This is a genomic window from Alcaligenes sp. GCM10023179, from assembly GCF_042653705.1.
Classification (GTDB): Bacteria; Pseudomonadota; Gammaproteobacteria; order Burkholderiales; family Burkholderiaceae_B; genus Alcaligenes; species Alcaligenes phenolicus.
In genome coordinates this window covers 1,034,709-1,060,972 of record NZ_JBHSIQ010000001.1, presented here as the reverse complement: position 1 = coordinate 1,060,972, position 26,264 = coordinate 1,034,709, and the positions used below count along the sequence as shown (strand labels likewise).

The window sequence follows — 26,264 nt, the reverse complement described above, 5'->3', positions numbered from 1 at the left end:
CAGCACTCGTGCTGGGCCATTCAAAGGAAAATGGCAAGGTGGTGGCAGTTGCTTTAGCATCACTGGCTTTAACAGGCTGCGCCGGCGTCAAAATCGCCACTGTCAGCACCGAGGACTACATTGCCCAACGCCGTGGCGACATTCTTACCACTAATAAACTCAGCGCCTCCGCACGCGATACGCTGACCAGTCTGGCTATCGCGCCCGAGCAATGTGCTAAAGATATTCCCCACTGCTCTTCCAGGCTGACAGAGCTGTGGAATCTGGACACCGAGCAGCGCATGGCCACCTTGGCCGAGATCTGGACGCAAGAGGCCTTGCGCTTGCAAGGTCGGCGCAATGCCCGGCCAGACTTCTCGACCGAGCTGTTCGATGCCTATCTGCAAAGCGCCCGCTATGCCTACGCCTATCTGTTCTTCACGGATCGCAGGCCAGGAGACCGGGCATTTGAAGACCGCCAGACCCAGGTGCGTGACTACTACAACTACGCGGTACAGCAAGCGACCATGCTGCTGTTTGCCAAGTATCACGACACCAGCTACGCCTTCCAGAAAACTATCGAGATTGGTCGGTGGCGTATTCGTGGTGATCTGTCCCAGGTACGCGATGCCGCCGCCCCTCAGCCCCATGAGCTGATTCCGGCCTCCCAATTAACATTCCGCGGGGTGCGCAGCATTTATCGGCGCGACGGTTTTGGAGCCGAGATGGTGGTCGTGAACGAGTCAAAGGATGTCACGCCGAACAGCTTTCAAAGCACTTATAGCGAGCCGCCCTTCCAGGCAGTGACGGGGATTATTACTTTCCCCGGCGAAACCCTGTCCCAGGTTCTGCAAACTCGCGACGCCACCATTATTGGCTACGATCCGTACCAGCAAACCAGCGTCAAGCTGAAAGACGTGCAAGTGCCCTTGGCGGCCAATTACACCTCTGCCTACGGGCTATGGCTGGCGCGCTCGGACTTCTCGACCCAGGCTTTGCGCACCGTCCTGGGACGGGACGGTGGTATTGAATCCCCGCATGTGTTCCTGCTGCAACCCTATGACCCGAATCGCCGCGTCATCATCATGCTACACGGCCTGGCCAGCAGCCCGGAAGCCTGGATTAACGTCGCCAATGAGGTGCTGGGCGATGAGGAATTACGGGATCGCTATCAGATCTGGCAGGTCTACTATCCAACCAATCTGCCCCTGCCCTACAACAATGCCGAGATTCGCAAAGCCCTGACAGAAACCTTCCGGCATTTTGACCCGGACAGGAAGGCTATCGCCTCGAACAATATTGTGGTGATCGGTCATAGCATGGGCGGTGTACTGGGACGTTTGCTGGTGTCCTCGTCCGATAATCTGCTGGAAGACGCGGCCCGCGACCGTTATCAAATGGATGATGTCAGCATTGCCAGAATGAATCAGGAGTTTGGCAATGTGGTGCACTTCTCTCCCCTGCCCGGCGTGACGACAGCCATCTTTATTGCTGCGCCTCACAAGGGCACGCCGTTTGCAGGAAATCGTATTTCACGCTTGGCGGCAGCACTGATTACCTTGCCGGTTACGGTGGTGACTCAACTCAACAAACTTAGCCAGGTGGCGGTTGGCAATACGCCCGCCAAAGACGAGATGCTGATCCTGCCCAATGGCGTGGAAAGCCTGCGCGACAGCGATCCATTCATGCAGATCACCTCCAAAATGCCGATCTCCACGCAAGTGCGGTATCACAGCATTATCGCCAACGACACGCCCAAAAAAGACCTGCTGTATTCGGACGATGGGCTGGTGCCTTATCAAAGCTCTCATCTGCCCGGCGCGACGTCGGAGCTGGTGATTCCGTTCTCCCACAGTGTGCAGGAGACGCCCGAGGCAATTCTGGAAATTCGGCGGATTTTGCGGGAGCAGTAGCAGCAAAACACATGCTCCACCTGACAGGGCCCCTCTACCGACTCTTTCAAGTTACTCCCGCTTCATCGCCTTTTCATAATCCCAGCCGCCACCCAGCGCCTTGTACAGATCCACCATATTCTGCAACTGGTTTTCCCGCACGGCGATGACCTGGTTTTCTGCCTCGTACAGATTCCGCTGCGCATCTAGTTGTTCCAGATAAGACGCATAGCCAGCCTCATAGCGATTGCGGGCGTGTTCCAAGGAGCGCTTCAAGACGTCCCGACGCGCGGTCACGTGGCTTAACTCTTCCGCAAAACGACGCTGGCCCGCCAAGGCGTTTTCCACTTCGGAAAAGGCCGTCAAAACAACGCCGCGATACGCAAAGGCCGCCTCATCGCGCTGGGCTGTTGCAGAATCAAACTGCGCCTGCAAACGACCACGGTCAAAAATTGGTGCCAGAATGCTGCCACCCAAACTCCAGATCTTGGTCGGGTCATAACTCAAGGCGCTGACGTACAAAGCCCCTGCCCGTGCCGACAAGGAAACCTGCGGCAAAAAGGCAGCCCGGCTGGCTGCCATGGACGCGTCCTTGGAAGCCAAACCGAGCTCTGCTCGCGCAATATCAGGACGGCGGCGTAGCAGCTCGGACGGCAAGCCAGAGCCCGGTGCAGGCAGCTCTAAAGCCGACAAGGTGGAACTGGCGCTCTGTTCATAAGCCGCAGGCAATTCCCCGGACAAGAGGCGCAAAGAGTTGTGATGACGGCTAATCGCCAATTCCAGCTGTGGAATATGCTGCGCTACCGCTTCCAGCTCGGACTGGGCCTGGGTCAACTCCAGCTGGGAGATATAGCCCGCATCAAACTTTTCCTGCGCCAGGCGCAAGGCTTCTGTCCGGGAGGTAGAGGTGGCCTTGGCCTGCTGCAACTGTGCATCCAGACCCAGCAAGGCAATATAGGTACGTGCTGTCTCGGAGGCGACGCTCAAGGCAATGGCATCATAATCCGCCTGCGTAGCAGACAGTTTGAGTTCAGCCGCTTTCGCCTGCGAACTCAAGCGCCCCCATAGATCCAGCTCCCAATTCAATTGCACGGCAGGCTGTACCGCACGGCTGATTGCCATACCGCCAGGCCCCAGGGCCCGCTCTGCATGCACGCCTGTGTCAAAGGACAAGGAAGGGCCCAAGGACGAATCCGCCAGCTGCACGGCCGCCCTTGCCTGTTCGATCCGGGTAGCAGCACTCAAGATATCGTTATTACGTGCCAAGGCAGCTTCTACAAGTGCACTCAAGCCGGGATCGTTAAAGGCTTTCCACCAGGCCGAATCAACGACTGTGCCTTCAGAGGATGCCCCTATCCACCCGGACGGCACGGTTACCTGCGCCTGCTCGGGTGCGACCCGGTAAGCAGGCATACAGCCGGACAACAGCGCCGCAGCACTTAACAAGGCCATGCCATACGTTCTTGCAGACAGGGTCATTGTTCATGCTCCTGTTTTGTTTGATCAGGCTTATCGGAAATATCCACCTTGGCAATCACGGACATGCCGGGTCGCAAACGCTCCATACCGGGCTGATCCGCATCGATAGCAATGCGTACCGGCAAGCGCTGAACAACCTTGGTGAAGTTGCCACTGGCATTATCCGCGCGCAGCACAGAAAACTCGGAGCCCGTGGCCGGGGCAATACGCTCTACATGACCTTGAAACTCTGTGCCATCCAGACCATCAACGGTGAATCGGGCCAACTGCCCCACATGAATACCCGCCGTCTGCGTTTCCTTGAAGTTCGCCACTACCCAACGGGTATCCGGCACCAGAAACAGCAGTTGCGAACCTGCCGTCACATACTGCCCCTGACGCACAGACGCTTCGCTGATCTGACCGGCTGCGGGCGCGGTCACCACGGTGTTATCCATATCGATGCGAGCCAAACCCAAGGCGGCTTCAGCGGATTTCACCTTGGCCTGCAAGGTCGCCCGAGCCACCTCGGTGGACTTGATGGTTTCTTCGGCAATCGCAATGTTTGCCTTGGCTTGCAGCATATTGCCGCGCCCCAGCTCGGCAGTCGCTACAGCCTGATCTCGCTCTCGCACCGAGATCGAACCTTTGTTTGCCAATTCCCTGGCACGATTACGATCCGCCTCGGAGCGACGGGCTTCAGCCTGAGCAGACACCAAGGCCGCCTTGCGAGCATCCAGGCTGGCGCGGTTCTGTGCTTGGGCTTGATCCAGATTCGCCAACTCAGCCAAAGCCGCATCCAGTTGAGCCTGCGCCTGATGCAGTTTTTCTTTATAAATGCGCTCATCAATGCGCACCAAAGGCTGGCCCGCCTGAACTCGCTCAAAGTCCTGCACCAATACCTCGGACACATAACCGCTTACCTGCGGTGCCAGCACCGTCATCTGCCCACGTACATAGGCGTTGTCGGTAGTGACGCGAGTGGTGTTGAACGGCCCCAGGTTCCAAGCCCACAAGATCAACAGCAAACCTCCCAACAATACAAAGGCCATCGCAATGACACTGCGTTTGCTGGGTTTGATGATCTTGGGCGGCAGAGAAGGTTCAGTATTCGGACCCAGCTTGCCATCGTTATCCGAGTCTGTCGGCGCGGCAAGCTCACTATTGCGATCCTGATTTTCAGATGAAGTGTCTTGACTCATAAATACGGACCAGGTTTAAGAATTCGAAGAAGTGCCAGCAGCGGCTTGCGCTCGTCTGGACTGAATAGCGGGGCCAGCGGCCAGCAACACGGGCCACAGCAAAAAGCCCGTCGCCAGAATGCCAATCAACAGAAAAACATCGTTGTACGCCCTGACACTGGCCTCGCGGCGGGCAATCTGTGCCAACTGAGCCGTGCCCGTCGCCGCCCTCAACATGGGATCAGTCACCATTGGCCCCACCGCCTGTTGCTGCTGTTTCAGACGATTGGCCACCAAAGGCTCAGCCACATTCACATGGCTGACAATGGCCGCGTAATGATGCTGCTGGCGCTGCTGCTGAAACGTGCTCAAGGTCGCGGTGCCCATCAATCCGCCCAAAGTCTGAGTGACATTGAGCAGCACAATAAAAGTCACGATATGGTCAGGGCCATACTTGAAGGCTTGCTTGAAGCCAATCATCACCAAAGGTCCCATGAACATGCCCGCGCCAATGGACAGCACGAACTGGCTATAGAAAAAATCCTGCGGGCGGTCCAGACTGGTACGCCCAAAATCCATGAAGCTGGACACGCCAATCAGCAAAATCGCGGCAAACACCTGTACCAGAATCGTCTTGGGCCCAAAAGTGACGGCGCTGAGCACAATCCCGCACACAATGCCCACAAACACCACCCAGAACAAAGGCTGCATCTGCTCCGAGCCCATGCCCAAACTGCGCAGCATATTAACCATGCCGTAGTTCTGCTCGGTCGTGATGAAGCGCAAAATCATGGCCCCGACGGCAAAGTAAATGGTGGAACCCTGCGCCAACCACCGCACTTTCAGCAAAGGATTGACGCGGTGATATTCCAGAAACGAACAGACGGTGAACAGGAACAAGGACGCCATCGCCATCCAGGCCAGGCTTGTGTCGTTGAACCACCAGCGGATATAGCCTTGCGTCAAGAATGCGATCAGCAAACCGGCAGCCGGAGCAAACAAGGCAAAAGCCAGGAAGTCCAGTTTTTCAAACGCCTTGATCTGATAGCCGGGGGGCAACTTCAGCAGCACTACTGCCGCAAAGGAGCACAAGGCCATGCCCGCCTCAAAGCTATACAGGCCGTGCCAATTCCCCAGCTCTATCAAGGACGGCGACAGCACCCAGGCCAAGGGCGTCGCCATTTGCGTGATACTCACTCCCAGCACCAAAGCCTTACCTAGCAGGCGTCTGGGGAAAGCTTGCAGCATGTACAAGACGCCCAGGGTGCTGGCCGCCGCACCAGAAAACCCGCTGGCACCACGCAGAAAAATCAGCGATTCAGCACTATTAATGGATAAATGAAGCAAAGCCAGAACGGCATACAAACCCAGGCCTATCTCGGCAAACAGGCGCATGCCATATTGCTGCCTGAACTTGAACACCAGCAGATTGGCGGTGATATTGACCATGGCATAGGCTGCGGGCAACCAGGCTGCCTCGGAGGGCGTCAACCCCAGCTCCCCTTGCAGCGTCGGCAAATTCACCGACACCAGGGCATTACCCAAACCACCTGTCAAACCAACCAGAATCGCAACCAGACCATAAGCCACACGGATATGCGATTCATGATGAGGTGCCGATGGCGAGCCCGGCATGAAGGGCTTTTCATGGTCTTCCCAATGCGGGTGCGGCTTGATGTACTGACTCATTCAGGCTCCCAATCAGGAGCATTACGGTCCACCTGCAACAACACGCCTTCACACAAGAACTTCAGCGAGCGTTTTACGAACAGCAGCCTTTCCTTGTCCGTGCGCCCCCGCAAGCTGGCAGCCAGCATGCCAATCAACAAGGGAATGTCCGTGGGCTGCAAGGCCGGGTTGCACTGCCCGGCAGCCTGCCCCATTGCCAAGGGTTCGCGCGCCAGATCAACCAAACGGGCACGCACCCCCACAATGGTGGGGTGATTGGGATCAATCGCTTTCCAGTAATCGGACATGGGAGCCGACTCCAGCGCGAACCCTGCCAGCACCTGCATCAAGACCTTGAAATCCTGAGCATTGCCTTTGCGCTTGCTTAAGAAGCGCTCTTCAATCCGGTCTGCTGCCCGTATCAGCAACGCCTCCATCAAGGCAGCCCGATCAGGGAAATTGCGATAGAGCGTCGCCCGTCCTACCCCTGCCTGCGACACAACCTGATCCAAAGGGGCCGTGACACCACACTTGCTAAAGACCGTGTTAGCCGCGTCCAGCAACAGTTCCCGGCGTTCCAAGGCATCAGAACGATTAGGTAAATTCCGGTTTTTCATTCCGAAATTATACGGACAGTTTTGTCCGCTTAAAAAGGCATCAAGCTAAAAAAGCTGTAAGAAACGATATTCCATATATGAAATAAAAGCTGAGGAAGGCTTGAATCCAACACGCGCGGTCTTGGCCTGAACGGCTAAAACTGCGCTTGCACAAAGGCCTTCCAAACCGGAACCGGGGCCTTGTCAACGTAGCGTCAAATACTCCCTGGAAGCAGCTTAAACACCTTTGGTGCCCTTAGCAAAATCCGTCTTTTGCTGCTTCAGCCAACCATCATGCAGCCACTTCTCTGTCTTGCGATGACCAGGGAAAGTAACCCAGGTAATGTCGCGCTCGAACACCATGGGCTGCTCATCCGGCCCAACAATGACCCAGAACCACAGGCGATCCTCCAGGTTGCGCGCCTTCACTTTCATACCGGTCAAGGCCACTGTTTCGGTACGACCATTCCGCTCTACACGGATAGGCTCATCATGGGTATCGACCCAATGAATCTCCATTTTTGGCAACAGGTCAGGGGCATGCTCCTTCAAGAAAGCACGAGCGATCGCCTCACTACGTTCAGCGCTGGGCAAGGGCCGATCCACCAGGTCCAAAGAGATATGCGCAAAGCCCTTCAGCCGCCCGGACTCAGACACTACAGAGCTGAAGTGCTCACCTTCCAAACCTGAATTTCGACCATCTTCACGCTCATAACGAGTCAATACAACGGCTTCACCATCCACGCTGACAGCCCGCTGGGCCACTTGAACGTAAGCCTCAGGAACAAAGGCGGCAGCCGGATTGTTGATTGTGGTACTCATGACATTCTCCGTAGTAGAAAGACTGTTCTGTGTCTGCACAGGAAAAGCCCAGGCAGCTTGCAACGTTGCAACAGCAAGCACAGCAGAAAGGGGAAGACGAACTCGCATCGTTGTGAACTCCTAGTTGGAAAAAACGGCGTAGATCGCGCAGATGGCCAATACACCGGCAAGCAGCAAATAGGTGCTGGCCAAAGTCATATCCGCAGTCTGTTGAGCCAGCCATGGCCCCAGACTTGCGCCAATAAACAGCACAAAGGTGTAGAGCGACACGGCCAATCCCCGCACCGAGATATCGCTGACTGCTGCCACTCGGGCAATCAGGCTAGGAACGCTGATGCCCAGCCCGGCCACAAACAGGAAACTGGCACCCAGCAAAGCCATCAGGTGCTCTTCCCCTGCCCATGCACTCAAGGCCAAGCCAGCAGCGGCACACGCTAATCCAGAGCATAAGGTTCGCTGAGGCCCTAGCTTCGGCATCACGACAGCCACCAGCAGGGGCATCAAAAAAGCAGGCGCCACCACAGCCCGTGTCATCAAAGGAGACATTCCCAACTGCGCAAATTGCATCCCGAGCTTGCTATCCAAAGTCATGTAGAAAGCAACGAAACACATCAGCAGGAAGAATGCAGGCAGGTAAACACGACGCAGTCGTGCATCAGCCAACAAGCCACCTATGGCTTTGTAATTGCTGAAAAATCCGCTTAAGCCTTGGCCCGCCTGCATATCAGCGGGTTTCTTCCACAGGCACCAGGCCGTCAAGGCGAATACAAGACACAGCGGCCAAAAGGCAGCCGCCAGCCCCCAAGGTCCAGCAACCAGTCCGCCATAAATCTGCCCCAGCAAACCAGCGGAAAGAAATGCCGTACTCATCCAGGCCACACTCCACACCCTTTGACGTGGGCTACCCCGCTCTGCCAGATAGGCAATCGCTACGGGAGGGAAAGAAGAAGCCGCCAAGCCCTGCAACACACGGCCGACCATTAGGGACCAGGAGGTACTTGCTACGGCCAGCACCACCGTCGCACCCACCAGGGCCAGCAGGCCTGCGACCATAACATTGCGACGCCCCACTCGATCGGACAGGGGACCAAAGATCAGAAACCCGGCTGCGTAGGCAAACCCAAAACTGCTCACCATGCCCGTCGCATCAATGCCATGGCTTTGCTTCAAGACTCCAAGAATGGGCAAAGGCAGGTAAAGCAGCGAAACAACCGCTAAAGCGCAGACAACCATCAAGGCACGCAAACCTGTCCCGACAGCTTGCGGATCACTAGCAGATACTTTCATGATAAATGTTCTTAGCTGTTATACAGCAAGCTACATATTTATTTAAAAAAAACGGCCGACAATCAGCCGCCGCTTGTCTTGGGCAAGATGCCTTGTTGATTGAGCTTGAGCATCAAGCGCACAAGCACATCGCGTTCTTGCGCGTCGAAATGACTCATCAGCTCAGCAACCCACACATAGTGAGCCGGCAAGGCTTTACCCAAAACCTGGGCCCCATGCTCTGTCAGGCGAACCAACCAGGCACGACGATCCTGAGGGTGCTGCTCCCGATCACATAAACCGGCAACTTCCATGCGATCAATAATGCGAGTCATCGTCTGCGACGTAACCGACACCCCATCTGCCAGCGTGCCAATGCTCAAGCCATCCGGATTGCGTTTGAGCAGAATCAGCACAAAAAACTGTGTCTGCGACAAACCGGAAGTGCGATCAAGATTGGCCTCAAAAGCCGACAACATTTCACTGGTAGCCGAAGCCCAGATAAGCCAAGCCTGCAACCCATCCACATCCGGGTTGCGGTACTCGACGCCCATCTTTACCAGAGTGTCGTAGCTAGGAAGGTCTTTGAGTTCAAACATCACGCTGCCACATAATTATCATGGCTGAAATGTAGCTGACTACTTATGTTTGGGTCAAGTGAATTGATGAGGCACAAGTCTGAAGAAGCAGATCCGTCTTGATCCATACTTCCTTTTAATCAAATAATCCTTGTACTGAACCTTGGCCTGGAAAAAACATGACACCCCAAACCGCCATCCGCATGGCTTCATATAACAGCCAAATGAACCGCCGTCTTTACGATGCGGCGGCCAGTCTTTCAGCGCAGGACTTGCATCAGGAACGCGGGGCTTTCTTCGGTTCGCTGTTCAAGACCATGATGCACATTGCGGTGGGGGACACCGTCTGGCTGCACCGCTTTGCCGAGCATCCTGATGCTCACGCCTTGCGCGAGCAAATCGGCGTATTTGCCAAGCCACGCGCACTGGACCAGCAGTTGTTCGACACCTTGGCGGAACTGGATCAGTACCGTCACAAGCTGGACCGGATCATTATTGATTGGGCCGCCACGCTGACACCGGAGCAACTGGGCCAAACGCTACGCTACAGCAATATGGCGGGCCAGAGTATGGAGAAGGATTTTGCGCTTTTAGTGACGCACTTTTTTAATCACCAGACTCACCATCGCGGTCAGGCCAGCACCTTGTTGTATCAGGCAGGTGTCGATATTGGGGTGACTGATTTATTGGCTTTGGTGTCCTGAGTTTGTAGCCCGCAGGCCTCAAAGCAGACCGACAGCGCTGTACTTGTAGCTCAAGGACTACAAGATCTCGGTGTCCGAGATGCAGCAAGCAACCTATCCGCTTCCAATAAAAAAGCCTGCTTGGCGATGACAAGCAGGCTTTTGCATCAGGCTCTACTGCCTGCACCTTTCTCTCTTAATACTGCGCCCGCAAGGACAGCATCACGTTCTGGGGCGCCCCATACCAGCCCTGGTTATAAAACCCGATCTGCGAGTAGTACTTTTTGTCGAACAGGTTATTCACGTTCAGGGTGGCGGACATGCGCTTGTTGAAGTCATAGCGCGCCATCAGGTTGACGATGGCATAGCTGCCCTGCTTTACCTTGACCACTTTACGGCCCGGTGCGGTCGCATCCTGGTACATGCGGTTTTGCCAGTCGATACCACCACCCACTGTCAGCCCTTGCCAATCGCCCTGCAAGCGATAGGTGGTGTAGAGCTTGAACAAAGTACGTGGCTTGCTAGTGTTGATGGGTTTGCCTTGTGCATCCTTGGCCGTGAAGGTCGTCAAGCTGCTGGCCAAGCTCCAACCGGGCATCAACTCCCCGCCCAGCTCCAGCTCGATACCTTCTACCTTGGCTCCCGACACGGGGCGATAAGCGGGGGTATTGGGAGGCGCGCCGATCACGTTATTGCCAGTGGCTTCGGCAAGATTGTCCTGGCGGGTCTGGAACACGGATACCGCCCCATTCAAGCGGCCATCCAGCCAAGCGGCCTTCAAGCCCAGTTCGTAGCTTTTACCCGTGATGGGAGCCAGAAGATCACCCTGTTCGTTGCGGGCGTTCTGCGGTTTGAAGATTTCCGTATAGCTGGCGTAAGCCGTGTAGGTGTCGTCAAAGTCGTAGATCAGGCCGGCATAAGGGATGAACTCATTGCGATTGCGATACTGGCGTTTGGCACCAAAGTAGGTCTGGTCCGTCTCCCAGTTACTCAAGCGTCCACCTACCATCAAGCGCAGATTATCCATCAAGGAAAAACGCCCTACGGCATAGGCACCAGACTGTCTGTTGCTCATGTCATCCGCCTGGGAGGGCTCGCCTGACCACACGGGTTCGGGCACGCGACCCGGCTGATAAAAACTGCCCGCATCCGGCAAAGGTGCCAGGGCGCGATACTGCGGGAAGGAGACGCGGTCCTGAGACATCATCCAGCCCACAGAGAACTCATGCTCTTTACCGAACAGCTCGAAGGGGCCGGACAAAGAGGCATTGAATGCCTTGCGACGCACATCCCCCTTGTAATAGGAATAGGAGTTGGCAGTACCCAAGCCGGTTTCCCGATCCGGGTAGCCGCCTCGGAAAATCTGCTTCATGGATGCATCGGTGTGCGACTGGTTATAAGTCAGGCGCAGCTTCAGCTCATTGGCGAACTGATGGCTTAAATCCAGAAAGCCTGTGGTGGTGTCATTCTCGATACGCGACCAGTCCGTATTGTTGGAAACGGAACGCTTGAAGTCTGTACGCGAACCATCGCTATAGAACAGCGGGAAACCACTGCCAAAGCCATTGTTCGAGCTGGACTGATAGGCCACGCCACCGGTCAACTCCATGCCCGGCATCAGATCAGCCGTAATCACGCCATACAAGGTGCGCGTCTTGGTGTCCTGCAAACTGGTGTAGCTGTTGGCCTTGCCATAAGCACCCACAATACGCCCGCGAATACGGCCATCTTCGGTAATGGGTGTGGAAACATCGGCATAGCCACGGGCAAAGTCCCAACTGCCTACGTCCACGCCCCCCGATGCTGCAAAATCACGCAAGGGACGCTTGCGTACATAGTTGACCGAGGCCGAGGGGCTGCCCGCCCCCGTCATCAAACCTGTCGCACCGCGCACCACTTCAACCCGATCAAACACCACCAGGTCCAGATTGCTTTCACCAAAAGCCCAGGGCGAGAGCACAGGCTGGGTCCAGCCATCAAATTGATAGTTATCGATACCAAAGCCACGCGAAGAAAAGGAATAACGGTTGGTATCGCTGCGCGTCACGGAAATACCCGGGGCGCTTTGCAGGGCATCGGCCGTTGTCTGCATACCGCGATCTTCCATCATCTGGCGGGTCACCACACTGACCGACTGCGGTGTTTCACGAATGGACAGTGACAAACCCGTGGCTGTGCTCATTGCCTTGGTGGTGTAGGACTGGCTGGTTTCGGTCACCCCCGGATCTCGATTGCCTTTAACCGTAATTGTGGACAGCTCTACGGGGGATTGATCAGGAGCCTTGTCCTGTGCCCAGGCTGGGTTGCCCGCGGCCGCCAGCAGCATGGCGGAGCGAGTAAGAGGTGTCAGCAAACGCACTCGCAGGCGAGCAGAGCTGGAAGAAACGGCAAACATGAAGGTGGATCTCAGCAAAGGTTTTAGATGCGAACAATTATCATCTTCATGCTTGAGAGCGATGTATTCACAAACGCAAAAACGCTATGCCAAACATCAGTCCTGCCTATGACACGGCCCGATTTGCACGCTTTTGCAGCCAAAACCAGGCGACAAGACTGGCAACTACGGCCAACAGCATCGCGGCCGCCATGCGCACAGGCTGCCCGTAAACCCAAGGTACGCACCAGCCACTGACCAGGGAAAAGGTAGCCATCTGACAAAACCCCAGCAAGGAAGCCGCCAGCCCTGCGCGTGCGGGAACCTGCGCCAAGACCTGCATGGTCATCACCGGAAACAGCATGGCCAGCCCGGCGGCAAAGAATGCCGGCAACCCGACCGCCCACAGCAACGCGGGTTCTGCAGCACGTGCCAGGTAGGCGACATAGGCCAGGCAGCTCCCCAGCATCAAGCCATAGGCACAAGTAATCAGCTTGCGCGCTTCCCAAAGACGGGAGAGCTGAGCCGAGGCCAAGGCTCCCGCGCTGGCCCCAATCACCAAGGGCACGAACAAGGCCGCAAACGCGGTCTCGGGCAGCTTCAAGGTATGGGTAATGAAATCAGGCGCGGCACCAATCAAAAATGCCTGCACACCGATCAACAAGCTCAAAGCCAGGCTCATCCCCATAAAAGGGATATTGCGCAACAAAAGCCATAGCTCGACCCGCAACTGCGACCAGACCAAAGGCTGACGTCTGGACGTCGGCAAGGTCTCTGGCAGGCGCAGCGCACACAAGCAAGCCGCCAGCGCGGCCAATACGGCCAGCATCCAGAACACCGAGCGCCAGCCCAGATGGGCGATCAACTGCCCGCCCACAATCGGCGCCAGCGCGGGCGAGACATTGAACACCAGCAAGATATAAGAAAATGTGCGCTGCGCTTGCTGCCCCTGATAGCAATCACGCACCATGGCCTGCCCGATGACCAAGCCAGCTCCGGCGGACAAACCCTGCAAGACACGGCCCGCCAACAAGAACGAGAAGCTGGGCGCTACAGCCGCCATCACAGAACCAGCCACATAAACCAGCAAGGAAACCAGCACCACTGGCTTGCGTCCCCAGGCATCGGAGAAGGTACCGTGCAAGAGCAACATGGCCGCATACGCAGACATATACACACCCAGGGTCTGCTGCACGCTGTGTGGCGGCACATTGAATTCCTGTTCCAGAGCGCTGAATGCAGGTAAATAGGCATCAATGGTGGCCGGTGCCACGCAGGCCAGCAGGCCCAACATCAAAACCATCAAGGGATACGGAGGAAGCAGGAAAGGCGGCACAGTCACATACAAAAAGAAGCGGCCCACAAGGGGCAGGGTCTTTCAGCATGAGCGATGCAAGCACCGTCGGGGAATGCGCAATGCCTGAAGAGCTTTGGGCAATGACGGGACAGCCTAGTTCAATTCGCTGGGTGAGATGCCATAGCGCTCACGGAATGCCGTGGCGAAGTTGGTGGCATGGCGATAGCCTACATAGTGCGCTGCCTGCTGTACGCTCCAGCCTTGTGCCAGATACTCTCGCGCCAGTTCCAGCCTGCGCTCACGCAGCCAGCCAAATACCGAGCATTGATAGACCGCCTGAAACTTCACCCGCAAAGTGCTGGGACTCATGCAGGCCAGTTTGGCCAGATCTGCCAAGGTGTAGTCCTCGCCAGGCGAATGGTAGAGGCGCTCTCTGACACGTTCGAGCAATTGCCGGTCGCGCGCGGAGACGGGGGAATCTTTTTCTGTTTCTCGGGCCAGGCCATCCAGCGCATGCGCCAGCACTTGCAAACTGACACCCTCCAGCAGCAGATTGTGCAAGGTGCCCTGCCAGGGACTGTCTATCAACTGATCGATCGCGCTCAACAAATGCGGGGGCACCGCCCAGCGTTGCAATCGTATCCGCGAAGAACCCATGACGTTGGCCAGCATCTCTCCCAAGGGCGAGTCCGCCAAGCTGTCAGGCGTATGTAAAGTGATGTTCAAGCCACGCAGACGCTGCCCAGCAGGATGAGTTCCTGTCATGGCCACCGCGTCCGCATGTGCAATGGTGGCCCCACTTTGAGCCATCATGCTGACCGTGTTCTGGCTGGCGAGCTGAGTCTGCGCTCGACCCTGCAGCATGACAATGGCCGAGAACTGCGGCGCGGCCAAAGAGGTCGCCTGGTATTGGTGGTGAGTGATGATGTCTGAAAGCACCATCTTCATGCCGGGCCGGACCTCGTATTCCTGCACGCGCCCTTCGGCAATACAAACCTGCTCCATGTCCTGCTTGGGTCCGTTGTAATCCGGCAAGCAATAGCGAAAACCCGTCGGACTACCGAGTCGGTCAAAGTCCGATACCGTAAATCTGATCATAGGAGTGTGGGAGCAAGCAGCCCGAGCCAGGCCCGCAAATAATTCTTTAATGGCGCGGATGGCAGGAAAGAGTGAAATAGACCACATGAGAATAGCACACATTCTCAATTATATGGCGACTTCCACATTCCCCTTTATGCCACAACTATTGCCTTTTCAAGGACCTATATGCCAATAGCCGGGCACCCTATAAGCATGCTGCTATAATCCGCCCCGGCAATTAGTGATCCTTTTGCCACTACCTTTTTTGCAAGAAGAATCCTTCATGAATAACACCGTGCCAAGTTTTGGTCGGCGTCAATTTCTCAAAATTCTTGGTGCTGGGGCAGCTGCGCTGTCGGCTACCGCGATGGGACTTTCGACAGCCGCCGCTCAAGTTCCTGCAGCCGTCCGGCCCTACAAACTGCTGCGCGCCAAAGAAACTCGCAACAACTGTACGTACTGTTCAGTCGGTTGCGGCATCCTCATGTACTCCATGGGCGATGGCTCCAAGAATGCGAAACCCCGTATCTTTCACATTGAAGGCGACCCGGATCATCCGGTCAGCCGTGGCTCGCTTTGCCCGAAAGGCGCTGGCCTGCTGGACATGATCCACTCCAAGAATCGCCTGCTGCACCCCGAATACCGGGCGCCCGGCTCCAAGGAATGGGTCAAGATCAGCTGGGAAGACGCTACGCGACGCATTGCCCGCTTGCTGAAGGACGACCGCGACGCCAACTTCATTGCCAGGAACGAGAGAGGTCAGGTCGTGAACCGCTGGCTGTCCTCAGGCTTTCTGGCCTCCTCGGCAGCCTCCAACGAAACCGGCTTGCTGGACTTCAAGTTCACTCGCGCTTTGGGCATGCTGGGTATCGATTGCCAGGCGAGGCTCTGTCACGCCCCCACCGTCTCGGCCCTGGCCCCCAGCTTTGGGCGCGGTGCCATGACCAATCACTGGGTGGACATCAAGAACGCCAACGTGGTGATCGTGATGGGCGGCAATCCCGCCGAAGCCCACCCGGTCGGTTTCAAATGGGTGATCGAGGCCAAGATCAAGAACAAGGCCAAGGTCATTGTGGTGGACCCGCGCTTTAACCGCACGGCGGCCGTGGCGGACATCTTCTCGCCCATCCGCGCTGGCTCGGACACCGCCTTTTTGATGGGTATGGTGCGCTGGCTGCTGGAGAACGACAAGATTCAGCACGAGTACGTGCGCTCTTACACCAACGCCTCCCTGATCGTGCGCGACGACTTCACCTTTGACGAAGGGGTGTTCTCGGGCTTCAACCCGCAAACCAAGGTGTACGACAAGTCCTCCTGGACCTATGCGGTGGACGAGAACGGCGAAGTGATGCGCGACATGAGCATGACGCATCCACGTTCCGTGCTGCAGCTGTTGAAAGCCCACGTGGACCGCTACACGCCCGAAGTCGTGGAGAACATTACCGGCGTCAAGCAGGCCGATTTCCTGCAGATTGCCGAAATCATTGGTTCCTGTTCGGCCAAGAACAAAACCCTGACCTGGCTGTATGCGCTGGGCTGGACGCACCACACGGGTGGCGCACAGATTATTCGTGGCGCTGCCATGATCCAGCTTTTGCTGGGCAATATCGGCATGGCTGGCGGCGGCGTGAACGCCCTACGCGGCCACTCCAATATCCAGGGCTATACCGACCTGGGCCTGCTGTCCTTGCGTGTGCCAGGTTATATGAACCTGCCCTCGGACAATCAGCAGACGCTGGCGCAGTATCTGGAAGAAACCACGCCCAAGGATGTGTTGCCCGGTCAGGTGAACTACTGGAAAAACACACCCAAGTTCTTCATCTCCTTGCTGAAGAACCTGTACGGCAAGCACGCCACGCCAGCCAACGATTTTGCCTTTGACCTGCTTCCCAAGTGGGATCGCAGCTATGACATGCTGGCCTACTTCGACATGATGTATGAAGGCAAGGTCAACGGTTACTTTGCGCAGGGCTTTAATCCGCTGGCCGCGATGCCGGACAAGAACAAGACGTCCAAGGCTCTGTCCAAGCTGAAGTTCCTGGTTATTGTGGACCCGCTGGTCACCGAGACCTCGAGCTTCTGGCGCAATGAAGGCCAGTTCAACGACATCAAGACAGAAGAAGTGATGACGGAGGTGTTCCGCCTGCCATCGAACTGTTTTGCTGAAGAGGACGGTTCCATCGTGAACTCGGGCCGCTGGTTGCAGTGGCACTACGCCGGGCAGCAACCTCCAGGGCTGGCCCGTCATGACCCCAATATTCTGGGCGAAATCATGATGGAGTTGCGTCGCCTGTACGAAGAGGAAGGCGGTGCCTGTCCCGAGCAGGTTCTGAGCATGACCTGGGACGCCGATACTTATCACGACCCACACTTCCCGCATCCCGAAGAAGTGGCCAAAGAGGCCAATGGCTATGCGCTGGCTGACGTGTTCGACGACAACGGCAAGCAGATCCTGCGCAAGGGCCAGTTGCTGGACAACTTCGCGCAACTGCGCGATGACGGCACCACGCAAAGCTACTGCTGGGTATTTGCCGGCTCCTGGACGGAGAAAGGCAACCAGATGGCCAATCGGGACAATACCGATACGGGCCTGGGCAATACTCCCGGCTGGGCCTGGGCCTGGCCGGCCAACCGGCGCATTCTGTACAACCGTGCATCCATGGATGAGATGGGCAATCCCTGGGATCCCCAACGTCAAATCCTGCATTGGGATGGCAAGCAATGGACCGGGGCCGATATTCCGGACTTCCCGGCCAACCTGCCTCCCGGTAGCCCTGCTGCCCCGTTCATCATGCTGCCCGAAGGTCTGGGCCGCCTGTTCTCGGAAAAAGGCATTAATGACGGCCCCTTCCCGGAGCATTACGAGCCGGTAGAAAGCCCGATTGCCAAGAACCCGCTGCACGAAAAGGTGACACACAACCCAACGGCACGGATTCTGTCCAATGATGCCGAGCGCATGGGCAACCGTCACGACTATCCGTATGTGGCCACCACCTACTCCATTACCGAACTGTTCCGCCACTGGACCAAGCATTCCTATCTGAATGCCATGTTGCAGCCTGAACAGTTTGTGGAAATTGGCGAGCAACTGGCCGCTGAAAAAGACATCCGTCACGGCGACACCGTCAAAGTCACCACCAAGCGTGGCTACATCACAGCCAAGGCCGTGGTGACCAAGCGCATGCGGACCCTGACCGTTGCGGGTCAGGAAGTGCAGCAAATTGGTATCCCCTGCCATTGGGGCTTTGAAGGTGAAACCCGCAAGGGCTTTCTGGCCAATACCCTGGCCCCCGGCGTAGGCGATGCCAATACGCAAACACCGGAGTTCAAAGCCTTTCTGGTCAATGTCGAGAAAATGAAGGGAGCCACGGCATGAATTCGCAAAACATAGTGCGCCGTTCGGCCACCAACTCGGTCACGCCTGCCCCGCAGGTGCGTGACCACCAGATGGAATTGGCCAAGCTGATTGACGTGTCCATCTGCATCGGCTGCAAGGCTTGTCAGGTGGCCTGCAATGAGTGGAACGACTTGCGTGGTCAGGTTGAGGAAAACGTCGGTGTGTACGACAACCCCAGCGACCTGAGCCCCGACAGCTGGACCTTGATGCGTTTTACCGAACACGAGGACGAAGCAGGCAAGCTGGAATGGCTGATACGCAAGGACGGCTGCATGCACTGCGAAGACCCCGGTTGCCTGAAAGCCTGCCCGGTTCCCGGTGCGATTGTTCAATATGCCAATGGCATTGTGGATTTCCAGTCCGACCTGTGTGTGGGCTGCGGTTACTGCGTGGCGGGCTGTCCGTTCGACGTGCCGCGCATCTCCAAGAAAGACAACAAGGCCTACAAATGCACGCTGTGCTCGGACCGCGTCACCGTGGGCCAGGCACCTGCTTGCGCCAAAACCTGCCCCACCGGCGCGATTGCGTTTGGCTCCAAACAGGAAATGAAAGATCTGGCCTTGAGCCGTATCGAGGACCTGAACGAGCGCGGTTATGAAAACGCCGGCCTGTACGACCCGCAAGGCGTAGGTGGTACCCACGTCATGTACGTGCTGCAACACGCGGACGATCCCCAGCGCTATGCCGGTCTGCCCAAAGACCCGCACATCAGCTCGGTGGTCGGTGGCTGGAAAGATGTGCTCAAACCCGCTGCAACGGTGGCAGGCGCCGTGGCTGTCGCAGGGATGGCAGCGCACTTTATTGGCGTAGGCCCGAACAGTGTTAACGAGGACCACGAGGACACAGAGGCAAAGGCATCTGAAGGAGGCGATCATGGCCAAGAAAAATAATCTTGTTCTGCGCACCAAATTCCCCGAAAGACTGTGCCACTGGGCAGTAGTGCTCTGCTTCTTTCTGGCTGCAACGTCAGGGCTGTCCTGGTTTTACCCTTCTTTTTCCTGGCTCAGTTCCTTCCTGGGCACACCGCAACTGGCCCGCGTCCTGCATCCCTTTCTAGGGATCGCGGTTTTCGTTGGCCTTTGCTATATGTTTGTGCGTTTTGTGAAGTACAACTTGCCAGCAAAAACTGATCTGATCTGGTTCCGTAATGTCAAAGGCGTGATCCTGAATAACGCCAAACAGCCTTTGCGTATCGGTAAATACAATGCCGGTCAGAAAGTGCTGTTCTGGCTGATCATGCTGTCCATCGTCACGCTGCTGGTATCGGGCCTGATCATGTGGCGCGCGTACTTTGCCGAGTTCTTCAGCATTCCCGTGTTGCGCCTGGCCATCCTGATCCACTCGGTCGCCGGAATTGGTTTGATCTTGCTGATTCTGGGCCATATCTATCTGGCGATCTGGGTGCGCGGCTCCATCACCGGCATGGTGACCGGCTATGTCTCCAAAGCCTGGATACGTCATCACCACGACCGCTGGCATGATGAATTGCAGGCTGCAAAAAAAGATGCGAAGGAAGGCAAGGCATGAACGAAATCCCTATCGTCCGCTCCGTGCCGTCGGAAGCCTCCACCCGGCATTTTGATCCCATCCTGCGGCCCGAACTGCACGAGCTGTACACCGCCCGCGCAGCCCGTCTGCGCGAGCTGGCTCAAGGCCATGAGCTTGAGGCCTATCTGCAGCTGGCTGCCGATATTGCTCAGGCACAGGCCCAGGTTTCGGAACAAGCCCAATCGGATGCCGATGCCGTCGATCCTGTTGCCATTGCTCGTCAGGGTGCCTGGACAGCGCATCTGGACGCCCTGCTGGAGCAGCTTGCTCCCAGCGCCTCGCCCGCTATCAGCCCTCATCTGGATGCGCTGCGCGCCATGAGCACCCAGGCACGTCGCGAGGCAGGCCTGGCCTTGGCACAAAACCAGTTCGACGCCGTCTCCCAGGCACTGGCTCCGTTTTTATGGGCCGCCTTGTCTCTGGAAGTTGCCCTGGCCGCACGAGCTCTTCCCTTGCCTGCAAACAGCAAGGAAGAGTCTGCCAGTTGTCCGGTTTGCGGTGGCGCCCCTGTTGCCAGCCTGATCCACAAAGGCACGCGCCAAGGCTTGCGCTACTTGCACTGCTCCCTGTGCGAGTGTGAATGGCATATGGTTCGTGCCAAGTGCACGAACTGCGCCGACGCCGGCGATCTGGACTATCTGAGCTTTGAAACGACCGAGGCGGTCGTCCGTGCAGAAAGCTGTGGTCACTGCCATAGCTATCTGAAAGTCATCTCACAGGAACGCGATGCGGCAGCAGAAAGCGTCGCCGATGACCTGGCCAGCCTGGTGCTGGACGATGCTGTGACCGAAGAAGGTTATGGTCGCACGGGTTTGAACCCCTTCGCCTTGCCCGATCAGGCCCTGTAAAGAAACGCCCGGACTGGCTCAACGCTGATCCGGGCTTTTTTTATATCCGCTTCGCTACCAGCCTCACACTCTATACACTCCTCTCTCGTGGCTGCATCATCACAAGAACAGGCAGCCAAGACCTGATAGCAATTTGCAAGCTCCAAATAACCAGCAATAGGTCATCGACAGCTGAGCAGTAGCGCCCTCATAATATAGATACGATTTGTTGTCCGGATATTTGTTTTCTACCAGACAGCACACTCTATAATCAAGAATGATTCCTGTTCAGCATTCTATATTCCGACCCTGATGAAGACCTCCCTGCCCCGCTTTCTGATCAGTGCCGCCACGCTCTGCCTGGCGTTCACACTTCCCACCCACGCCCAGCAAACCCAGCGCCCCTGGAACGAAGCAGCAGGCCCCTCCATCGTGGACCAGCAACAAAGTCTGTACCGTTTTGAGACGCTGATCATGTCCTCGGAAGACGGCCAGCGACACTACAAAATACAGATAGGCACGCCCAACCGCCCCGCTCCCGCACGCGGTCATCCGGTGATTTATATGGTGGATGGCAATGCCGCCATGGCCAGTATTGATGTGGACGACCTGAAAGCCATCAGCGCCTTGTCTGCCCCGGTCCTGGTTGCCATTGGCTACGACACCGAAGCGCGCCACGATGTGATTGCCCGCGCCTTCGACTACACGCCTCCCGTTACGGAAAACGGCGTCAGCAAAACGGTAGAAGTACGAGGTCGCTTAGGGGGCGGTGCAGATATTTTCCTGGACTACATCGAAACGCATATCAAGCCGGCGGTAGAAGAACGCGAACCTATTGATCGCTCCCGCCAGACGCTGTGGGGTCACTCCTATGGCGGCCTGTTCACCTTGCATACCCTATTCACCCACCCTGATCTGTACCAGCGTTACGTCGCGGGAGATCCTTCCCTGTGGTGGCATGACGGGATTCTGGTCAAGACCGCTCAGGCCTTTAATACCTCGCTGGCCAAGGACAAGCAAATTGCCATCATGGTGGGCGGACAGCGCAGAAATACCTCCATGAGCAATACGGCAGCTCAATGGTCTACGCAGGATCTGGCCAAGCATCTGCAAGATGCAGGGTTGAATGTCAGCTACGAAAACTTCAGCGAACTGAACCATGGGCAAATGCTGGCGGCCTCATTGAAACCAGCACTCAGAATTGCCGCTCAATAGCGATGCCCACCGGGGGCATCACTACTGAGCAAGGTCAGCCCCCTGCCTTCAAGGGCGCTGGCCCACGCCAATAAAGCCACCATCTGGTAGTTTCAGCACATTGAAAGGGGCTGGTTCAATGACTGCCCCCTTGGCGTAAATGCCATCAATAATGACGCCCATATTGTCCAGAGACAAACCGGGCGTAAAGGCCGTCGCCTTCTCCCATTCCCCCTCCGCCGTCTGCACAAACACGGCCCCATTGCTCATGGGGTTGTTGACCGACAGGACAATCGCTTCTTCCCCTGCTTCACCCGGCAACAAATCTGCAAATACCAGCAAGCAACCAGCATGCTCACCGGGAGTTCGGGTCTCGCAGGCCTTGACCAAATAGGCAATATCCCAGCCTGGATACTTTTCAATAAAAGACTGGCGCAAAGGGTGATCAGCCGGAGAACTTGGCAAGGAACCGAGCAGCATCTCTCGCCCCTTGTCCTCGCCTATTTCCCAGACCTTCAGCTCCTGATCCGGTACTGTGCCGTCTTCCTCTTGTCCGACTTCTTTATCCAGTAAATTCTTGTTGACGGCATACTCCACCGCCTCTTGCCCCGGCAGCCCCCAATACATTCGCATTTGTGTATCGGGGAAATCATCCGCTGCCAGCGTACCGGCCTCCAGCCTGGCTACTTGAGAGGCAGCAGAAATGGCTTCAGGAGAAGCAATGCGCAGCAGCCAGATCACTGCCAGAACAATCAACACCAAAGCCATGCCAACATTGGAGCGACGCACTCGCGCCATCCAGCGTTGAGGATGACAGGCAGCCCAGAAATAGCTCACCCCATAGCCCGCCGCGACCAGCGCTGCCGTCGTTACCAGAACGCGGCTTGGTGTCCAGCCATATTGAACAACCCGAGCCCCTATCGCCCACAAGGCCACGCCCGCCAGCACCGGCATGACAAAGCCCAGCAAACGAGCAGAAACGCGCAACAAAGAAGTGGCGCTGGCATTCGTGTCCTCGTCCGCGACAACCGAAGACACCAGCGTCGAGGCCCCCAGAACGGCCGCCACGCACAAGGCCGCCAGTGGCAAGCCTTCACCCGTGCGCCAGGGCAAGGCGACAATAAACACCACCATCACCACCAGCAAAACAGGGGTCAGCAAACGCAGCAGCTTCAGCAACAGAATCGGGGACAGATAGCCGCCCTCCGAATCCGAGGCCAGCGCCAGACCTGCTCCCACCAAAGCACCAGAAACCACAGCCGCAACTGCGGGTTCCATCAAGACGTCCCCCAGCAGGCTAATGCCGACAAAGCTGAGCAGCATATGGCAAGCCATCAGCACGCCCCAAGCCAGGCCGCAAAAGAACAAGGCCACCGCCCAGGAACACACCATGGACCAGCTCAGCTCGAACAGGCGGCGGTAATTCGCCCAGTCCCGTGCACGTTCTATCAAAATAGCCAGAAATGGCAGAGTGATCGTCGTTAACAGACCTATGGCCACCCACATCTGCGGTGCCCGCCAGAACAGATCCGCCTCGGCATATCCACCTAGTCCCTGCAAGATCAGCACACCGCTGACTAGTCCCAGCCCCACGGCAGCCAACAAGGCTTTGGACAGAGTCACGTGCATGAGCAGGGTAAAGGAGGCAACACCAAAAATCCCCACTGCCAGCAACAAGGAGACCCAGATCCGCTCATGCGTCACAGGCGCCATCATCAGCTCGCTGAAGGCGACCCACTCAAGCAGGCCCAGCACCGCACCAGCCAGACACAAGATCAGGGTGCGCCGGTTTTGTAAGGAAGAAAGGGTAATCGCAATCATGGTGAGTAAAAAGCAGTCGATTCAAGAAGGACAGCACAGGAGGAAGACCCACGCTACATCCCGCAGAACCTAGCTAGTTTAATACCGCCCACCTTGTCGCCCTGCGTCAAGAGGTAAAAATCTGCTCAGTCCTTTCTCGTGCCGAGCTACTTAGTTGAGTGAGACCAGGTCGTATACCTTTTCGAGTAGAAATCTCCATGTCCTCCTGCAACAATGCCAAGCGCACTGTCTCCCAAGGGATCTCAGAAACTTCTTCTGCTGATTCCTCCAAAACGATAACTATCTGCTCGCCCGCACTCTTACCCTTCATTGGCCATTTAAGAGTTGCTTTCACTTTCTGCGGCCCTACCGTATTCGCATTTTCATCAACAGAAATAAAATAGTCGTCAATACCAATATTCTTTGCCAACGTACTATCTTTACGAGAAAAAACGACGAAAGGATCCTCGCATGGCATCCCACTGTCACTAAGGGATCCAATATATTGCGCTATTTCATCCGCTTTTTTTTCAGGCAAGAAATCGACTTTACTCACCCACAGCTGGGCCTCCCTTACACTCTTTCCCGAGTTTTTCTGAGCTGCAACTCGAATCTTCAATAAACGCTCTAGCTCTGTTTGATCAATCGGGATAAGCCGCTCATCTGCCAGCATCTTGTCAACAAACCCTCTACTTTGTTTCAACAGAACCGGATCATCCGACAACACAGAAGCCTCTGAGAGCTTACTTGTGTTCTGGGTCATGTTGGCAGAGCCCACCAAAACATGCGTTGATGTCAAAACTAGTTTGGCATGCAAACCCGTAAAGCTAAAGAGTGTGACACCAGCTTTAAAAAGACTCTCTAAAGCAATGGCTGACACAGCACCACTAGCCACATTCACATTAGAAGCATCACAGATCAGGATATCGCCCTCTCCCAAACCCAAAAGGTCCGCCGTAACATAAGCAACAACGACGACCATCTCCCCTGGCTCCTTGATTTTCTTCATAGAAGGCCAGATAGACTTTGTCAGCAACTTCATCATATGGAAAACCCTAAAAACAGACTAAAACTACTTATACGGGATCTACTTCAAATAGTTTATAGATTGAGGCCAAGCCCCCATTTACTTAAACATCGCCCGGAACGATCATGACGCCGATCCGCTCGGCAAGCTCCAGCACGGCATCATAGGTGGCTGAGTCCTCACTCAAACTCAACGATATCCCCTGCGATTTCAAGATACTTTTAGCGACACGATTCCCAAAGAGCATCACGGCTCGCGCCGAATCGTCCTGCCGGGACACCCAGCACAAGCCTTGGGCTTGAGGGCATTGCTGATAAATCGCGGCAGCCCACAGGCGGGTTGCCGGATATTGATCTTTTTCAGTGTCGATCAGTTGCTTGCGTGTCACACCCAGTTTCCTTAGCGGAACGCTGGCCAGATCCACTAAAACCAAAGGCGCGTTCAGCAGCACGGTGGAATGCACCTGCCCCAACAGCTTTTTCTTGTCATAGCTTTTAAAGCCTGCGGCGTGCGGAACGTCATGAAAGACAGTCTCCATCATGGCGCAATCGCGGCTGGTGCCACCGTACAAGGTGGGAATCGGCTTGCCCTGTTCATCCTGAATCGGACTGAAACGCGCATTGCCCTGCGTGCCCGGATTGAACTGAGTCGCCAAATATTTATCTTGATGAACGCGATGCAGTAACTGCCCTTTGGGCCAGTCCATCAAGGTCAGGCGCAGCTCACCGTCCGGAACGGGGATTACCGTTACCCCCTCCACCGGGATGTGCTTTTTATCCAGAGCCGCAGGCTTAGCCATGAGCCACGGCTTGCACTTCGTCTTGCGCAGCGGCGATGACCTTTTCCGGCGCAGAAATCAACAAGTCCTGCGGGCGCTTGCCACCCAAGAAGCTGTTGTTGGACATGAACCAGTAGGCCATGCCCCAGCTGTCTTTATGCCCGGCCAGAATCTCCAGAACCTGAGCCAATGGTTTGGCAGGACGGAAGCTGGTAGCCGGGTCCAGGCCATAGCCAGGAAAGTAATCCGCGCCACCATGATTGATGGCAAAAATCTGCCCCTGCTTCTTCCACTTATTAGGCTGGGCGCTAGGGTTGCGGGTGCTTAAGCCCGCCAGTTGCGCCACATCAGCAGCACTAAGCCAATCCCCGCTTTCCAACACCGCGGTGCGGGCCTGAACCAACATGGCGGCTTCTTTCAGCAGACGGGGCGATGGTGGCGTGCGGGGCACCAGCACTTCAGCCAGACGCTCCAGCGACTCCTTGTCCTGCCGCTCCTGCAAGACCTCGAACATGGACGAGGCCACATTGGTGAAGTTCTCGGCCAAAGCCTTGAAAGCGGCGGGCTTGATGTGATCGAAAGCCAGCACCAACACCTGCTCGGCCTGCGAACGGCCCAAGCGAGCTTTAACCTCTTTGGGCGTACCCACCAAGGTCGAGACACTGGGACTACTTACCAGGACGCTCATGGATATACTCCTTGAAGGTTATTTATGATGATTAATAATACCATAACCCTAATAACCTAAAAAATCACGACTAGTACAACCAGCCCATCCCAAAGTACGACCTGCTCGTTCGTTCTGACACTCATCAAGCA

General features: G+C 56.2%; 21 protein-coding genes. 7 read left to right on the top strand and 14 right to left on the bottom strand.

What is annotated here, in order from left to right:
• Window positions 1-41 precede the first annotated feature (41 nt).
• Window positions 42-1,892 carry an esterase/lipase family protein gene (locus ACFPDR_RS04685; protein ID WP_376910710.1) on the top strand — a complete coding sequence of 617 codons (1,851 nt, stop codon included), beginning with the start codon at window positions 42-44 and terminating at the stop codon, window positions 1,890-1,892.
• A 51-nt stretch (window positions 1,893-1,943) separates the two neighbouring features.
• Here ACFPDR_RS04685 and ACFPDR_RS04680 read toward each other — a convergent pair whose 3' ends face one another.
• From ACFPDR_RS04680 to ACFPDR_RS04650, 7 genes are all read right to left on the bottom strand, one after another.
• Window positions 1,944-3,350: an efflux transporter outer membrane subunit gene (locus tag ACFPDR_RS04680; protein ID WP_376910709.1), complete on the bottom strand. Its 1,407-nt coding sequence runs from the start codon at window positions 3,348-3,350 to the stop codon at window positions 1,944-1,946.
• On the bottom strand, window positions 3,347-4,531 hold the full coding sequence (locus tag ACFPDR_RS04675; protein WP_238441756.1) for an HlyD family secretion protein: 1,185 nt from the start codon (window positions 4,529-4,531) through the stop codon (window positions 3,347-3,349). The genes ACFPDR_RS04680 and ACFPDR_RS04675 overlap by 4 nt, the downstream gene beginning before the upstream one ends.
• A 15-nt stretch (window positions 4,532-4,546) precedes the next feature.
• Window positions 4,547-6,199, bottom strand: a complete 1,653-nt coding sequence (locus tag ACFPDR_RS04670) for an MFS transporter (RefSeq protein ID WP_083053213.1) — start codon at window positions 6,197-6,199, stop codon at window positions 4,547-4,549.
• Entirely contained in the window at window positions 6,196-6,795 is a 600-nt protein-coding gene (locus tag ACFPDR_RS04665; RefSeq protein ID WP_009459745.1) for a TetR/AcrR family transcriptional regulator, read from the bottom strand. The genes ACFPDR_RS04670 and ACFPDR_RS04665 overlap by 4 nt, the downstream gene beginning before the upstream one ends.
• A gap of 216 nt (window positions 6,796-7,011) precedes the next feature.
• A complete protein-coding gene (locus tag ACFPDR_RS04660; protein ID WP_374697356.1) occupies window positions 7,012-7,596 on the bottom strand; it encodes a hypothetical protein in 585 nt (194 codons plus the stop codon).
• Window positions 7,597-7,716: 120 nt separating this feature from the next.
• Window positions 7,717-8,883: an MFS transporter gene (locus ACFPDR_RS04655; RefSeq protein ID WP_115633956.1), complete on the bottom strand. Its 1,167-nt coding sequence runs from the start codon at window positions 8,881-8,883 to the stop codon at window positions 7,717-7,719.
• A gap of 62 nt (window positions 8,884-8,945) precedes the next feature.
• On the bottom strand, window positions 8,946-9,461 hold the full coding sequence (locus ACFPDR_RS04650) for a MarR family winged helix-turn-helix transcriptional regulator (protein WP_060186383.1): 516 nt from the start codon (window positions 9,459-9,461) through the stop codon (window positions 8,946-8,948).
• A gap of 158 nt (window positions 9,462-9,619) precedes the next feature.
• On the opposite strand from ACFPDR_RS04650, the gene ACFPDR_RS04645 reads away from it, so the two are divergent.
• Window positions 9,620-10,144, top strand: a complete 525-nt coding sequence (locus ACFPDR_RS04645) for a DinB family protein (protein ID WP_376910705.1) — start codon at window positions 9,620-9,622, stop codon at window positions 10,142-10,144.
• Between the two features lie 175 nt (window positions 10,145-10,319).
• Here ACFPDR_RS04645 and ACFPDR_RS04640 read toward each other — a convergent pair whose 3' ends face one another.
• The 3 genes from ACFPDR_RS04640 to ACFPDR_RS04630 all read right to left on the bottom strand — a co-directional run bounded on the left by ACFPDR_RS04640 (window position 10,320) and on the right by ACFPDR_RS04630 (window position 14,892).
• Window positions 10,320-12,518, bottom strand: a complete 2,199-nt coding sequence (locus tag ACFPDR_RS04640; RefSeq protein ID WP_376910704.1) for a TonB-dependent siderophore receptor — start codon at window positions 12,516-12,518, stop codon at window positions 10,320-10,322.
• A 106-nt stretch (window positions 12,519-12,624) separates the two neighbouring features.
• Complete coding sequence (locus ACFPDR_RS04635) at window positions 12,625-13,800, bottom strand: Bcr/CflA family efflux MFS transporter (protein WP_376911059.1); 1,176 nt, start codon at window positions 13,798-13,800, stop codon at window positions 12,625-12,627.
• 147 nt (window positions 13,801-13,947) lie between these two features.
• Window positions 13,948-14,892 (bottom strand): helix-turn-helix transcriptional regulator, encoded by a 945-nt coding sequence (locus tag ACFPDR_RS04630; protein WP_371476386.1) that lies wholly within the window; start codon window positions 14,890-14,892, stop codon window positions 13,948-13,950.
• A 265-nt stretch (window positions 14,893-15,157) separates the two neighbouring features.
• Here ACFPDR_RS04630 and fdnG point away from each other — a divergent pair, with 265 nt between their 5' ends.
• From fdnG to ACFPDR_RS04605, 5 genes are all read left to right on the top strand, one after another.
• On the top strand, window positions 15,158-18,250 hold the full coding sequence (gene fdnG, locus ACFPDR_RS04625) for a formate dehydrogenase-N subunit alpha (protein WP_376910701.1): 3,093 nt from the start codon (window positions 15,158-15,160) through the stop codon (window positions 18,248-18,250).
• Complete coding sequence (fdxH, locus tag ACFPDR_RS04620; protein WP_376910699.1) at window positions 18,247-19,161, top strand: formate dehydrogenase subunit beta; 915 nt, start codon at window positions 18,247-18,249, stop codon at window positions 19,159-19,161. Before fdnG ends, fdxH begins: the two co-directional genes overlap by 4 nt.
• Complete coding sequence (locus ACFPDR_RS04615; protein WP_203145569.1) at window positions 19,145-19,798, top strand: formate dehydrogenase subunit gamma; 654 nt, start codon at window positions 19,145-19,147, stop codon at window positions 19,796-19,798. The genes fdxH and ACFPDR_RS04615 overlap by 17 nt, the downstream gene beginning before the upstream one ends.
• Window positions 19,795-20,667 (top strand): formate dehydrogenase accessory protein FdhE, encoded by an 873-nt coding sequence (fdhE, locus tag ACFPDR_RS04610; RefSeq protein ID WP_376910696.1) that lies wholly within the window; start codon window positions 19,795-19,797, stop codon window positions 20,665-20,667. Before ACFPDR_RS04615 ends, fdhE begins: the two co-directional genes overlap by 4 nt.
• 291 nt (window positions 20,668-20,958) lie before the next feature.
• Window positions 20,959-21,861 (top strand): alpha/beta hydrolase, encoded by a 903-nt coding sequence (locus tag ACFPDR_RS04605; RefSeq protein WP_376910694.1) that lies wholly within the window; start codon window positions 20,959-20,961, stop codon window positions 21,859-21,861.
• Window positions 21,862-21,909: 48 nt separating this feature from the next.
• Here the strand turns inward: ACFPDR_RS04605 and ACFPDR_RS04600 are convergent, their stop codons facing one another.
• From ACFPDR_RS04600 to ACFPDR_RS04585, 4 genes are all read right to left on the bottom strand, one after another.
• Window positions 21,910-23,661, bottom strand: coding sequence for a DUF4153 domain-containing protein (locus ACFPDR_RS04600; protein WP_137431174.1), 1,752 nt, complete (start codon window positions 23,659-23,661; stop codon window positions 21,910-21,912).
• Window positions 23,662-23,767: 106 nt separating this feature from the next.
• Window positions 23,768-24,685, bottom strand: a complete 918-nt coding sequence (locus ACFPDR_RS04595) for a hypothetical protein (protein ID WP_137431175.1) — start codon at window positions 24,683-24,685, stop codon at window positions 23,768-23,770.
• 85 nt (window positions 24,686-24,770) lie between these two features.
• Window positions 24,771-25,466: an RES family NAD+ phosphorylase gene (locus ACFPDR_RS04590; RefSeq protein ID WP_376910691.1), complete on the bottom strand. Its 696-nt coding sequence runs from the start codon at window positions 25,464-25,466 to the stop codon at window positions 24,771-24,773.
• A complete protein-coding gene (locus ACFPDR_RS04585; protein WP_376910689.1) occupies window positions 25,459-26,133 on the bottom strand; it encodes a hypothetical protein in 675 nt (224 codons plus the stop codon). The genes ACFPDR_RS04590 and ACFPDR_RS04585 overlap by 8 nt, the downstream gene beginning before the upstream one ends.
• Window positions 26,134-26,264: the final 131 nt, after the last annotated feature.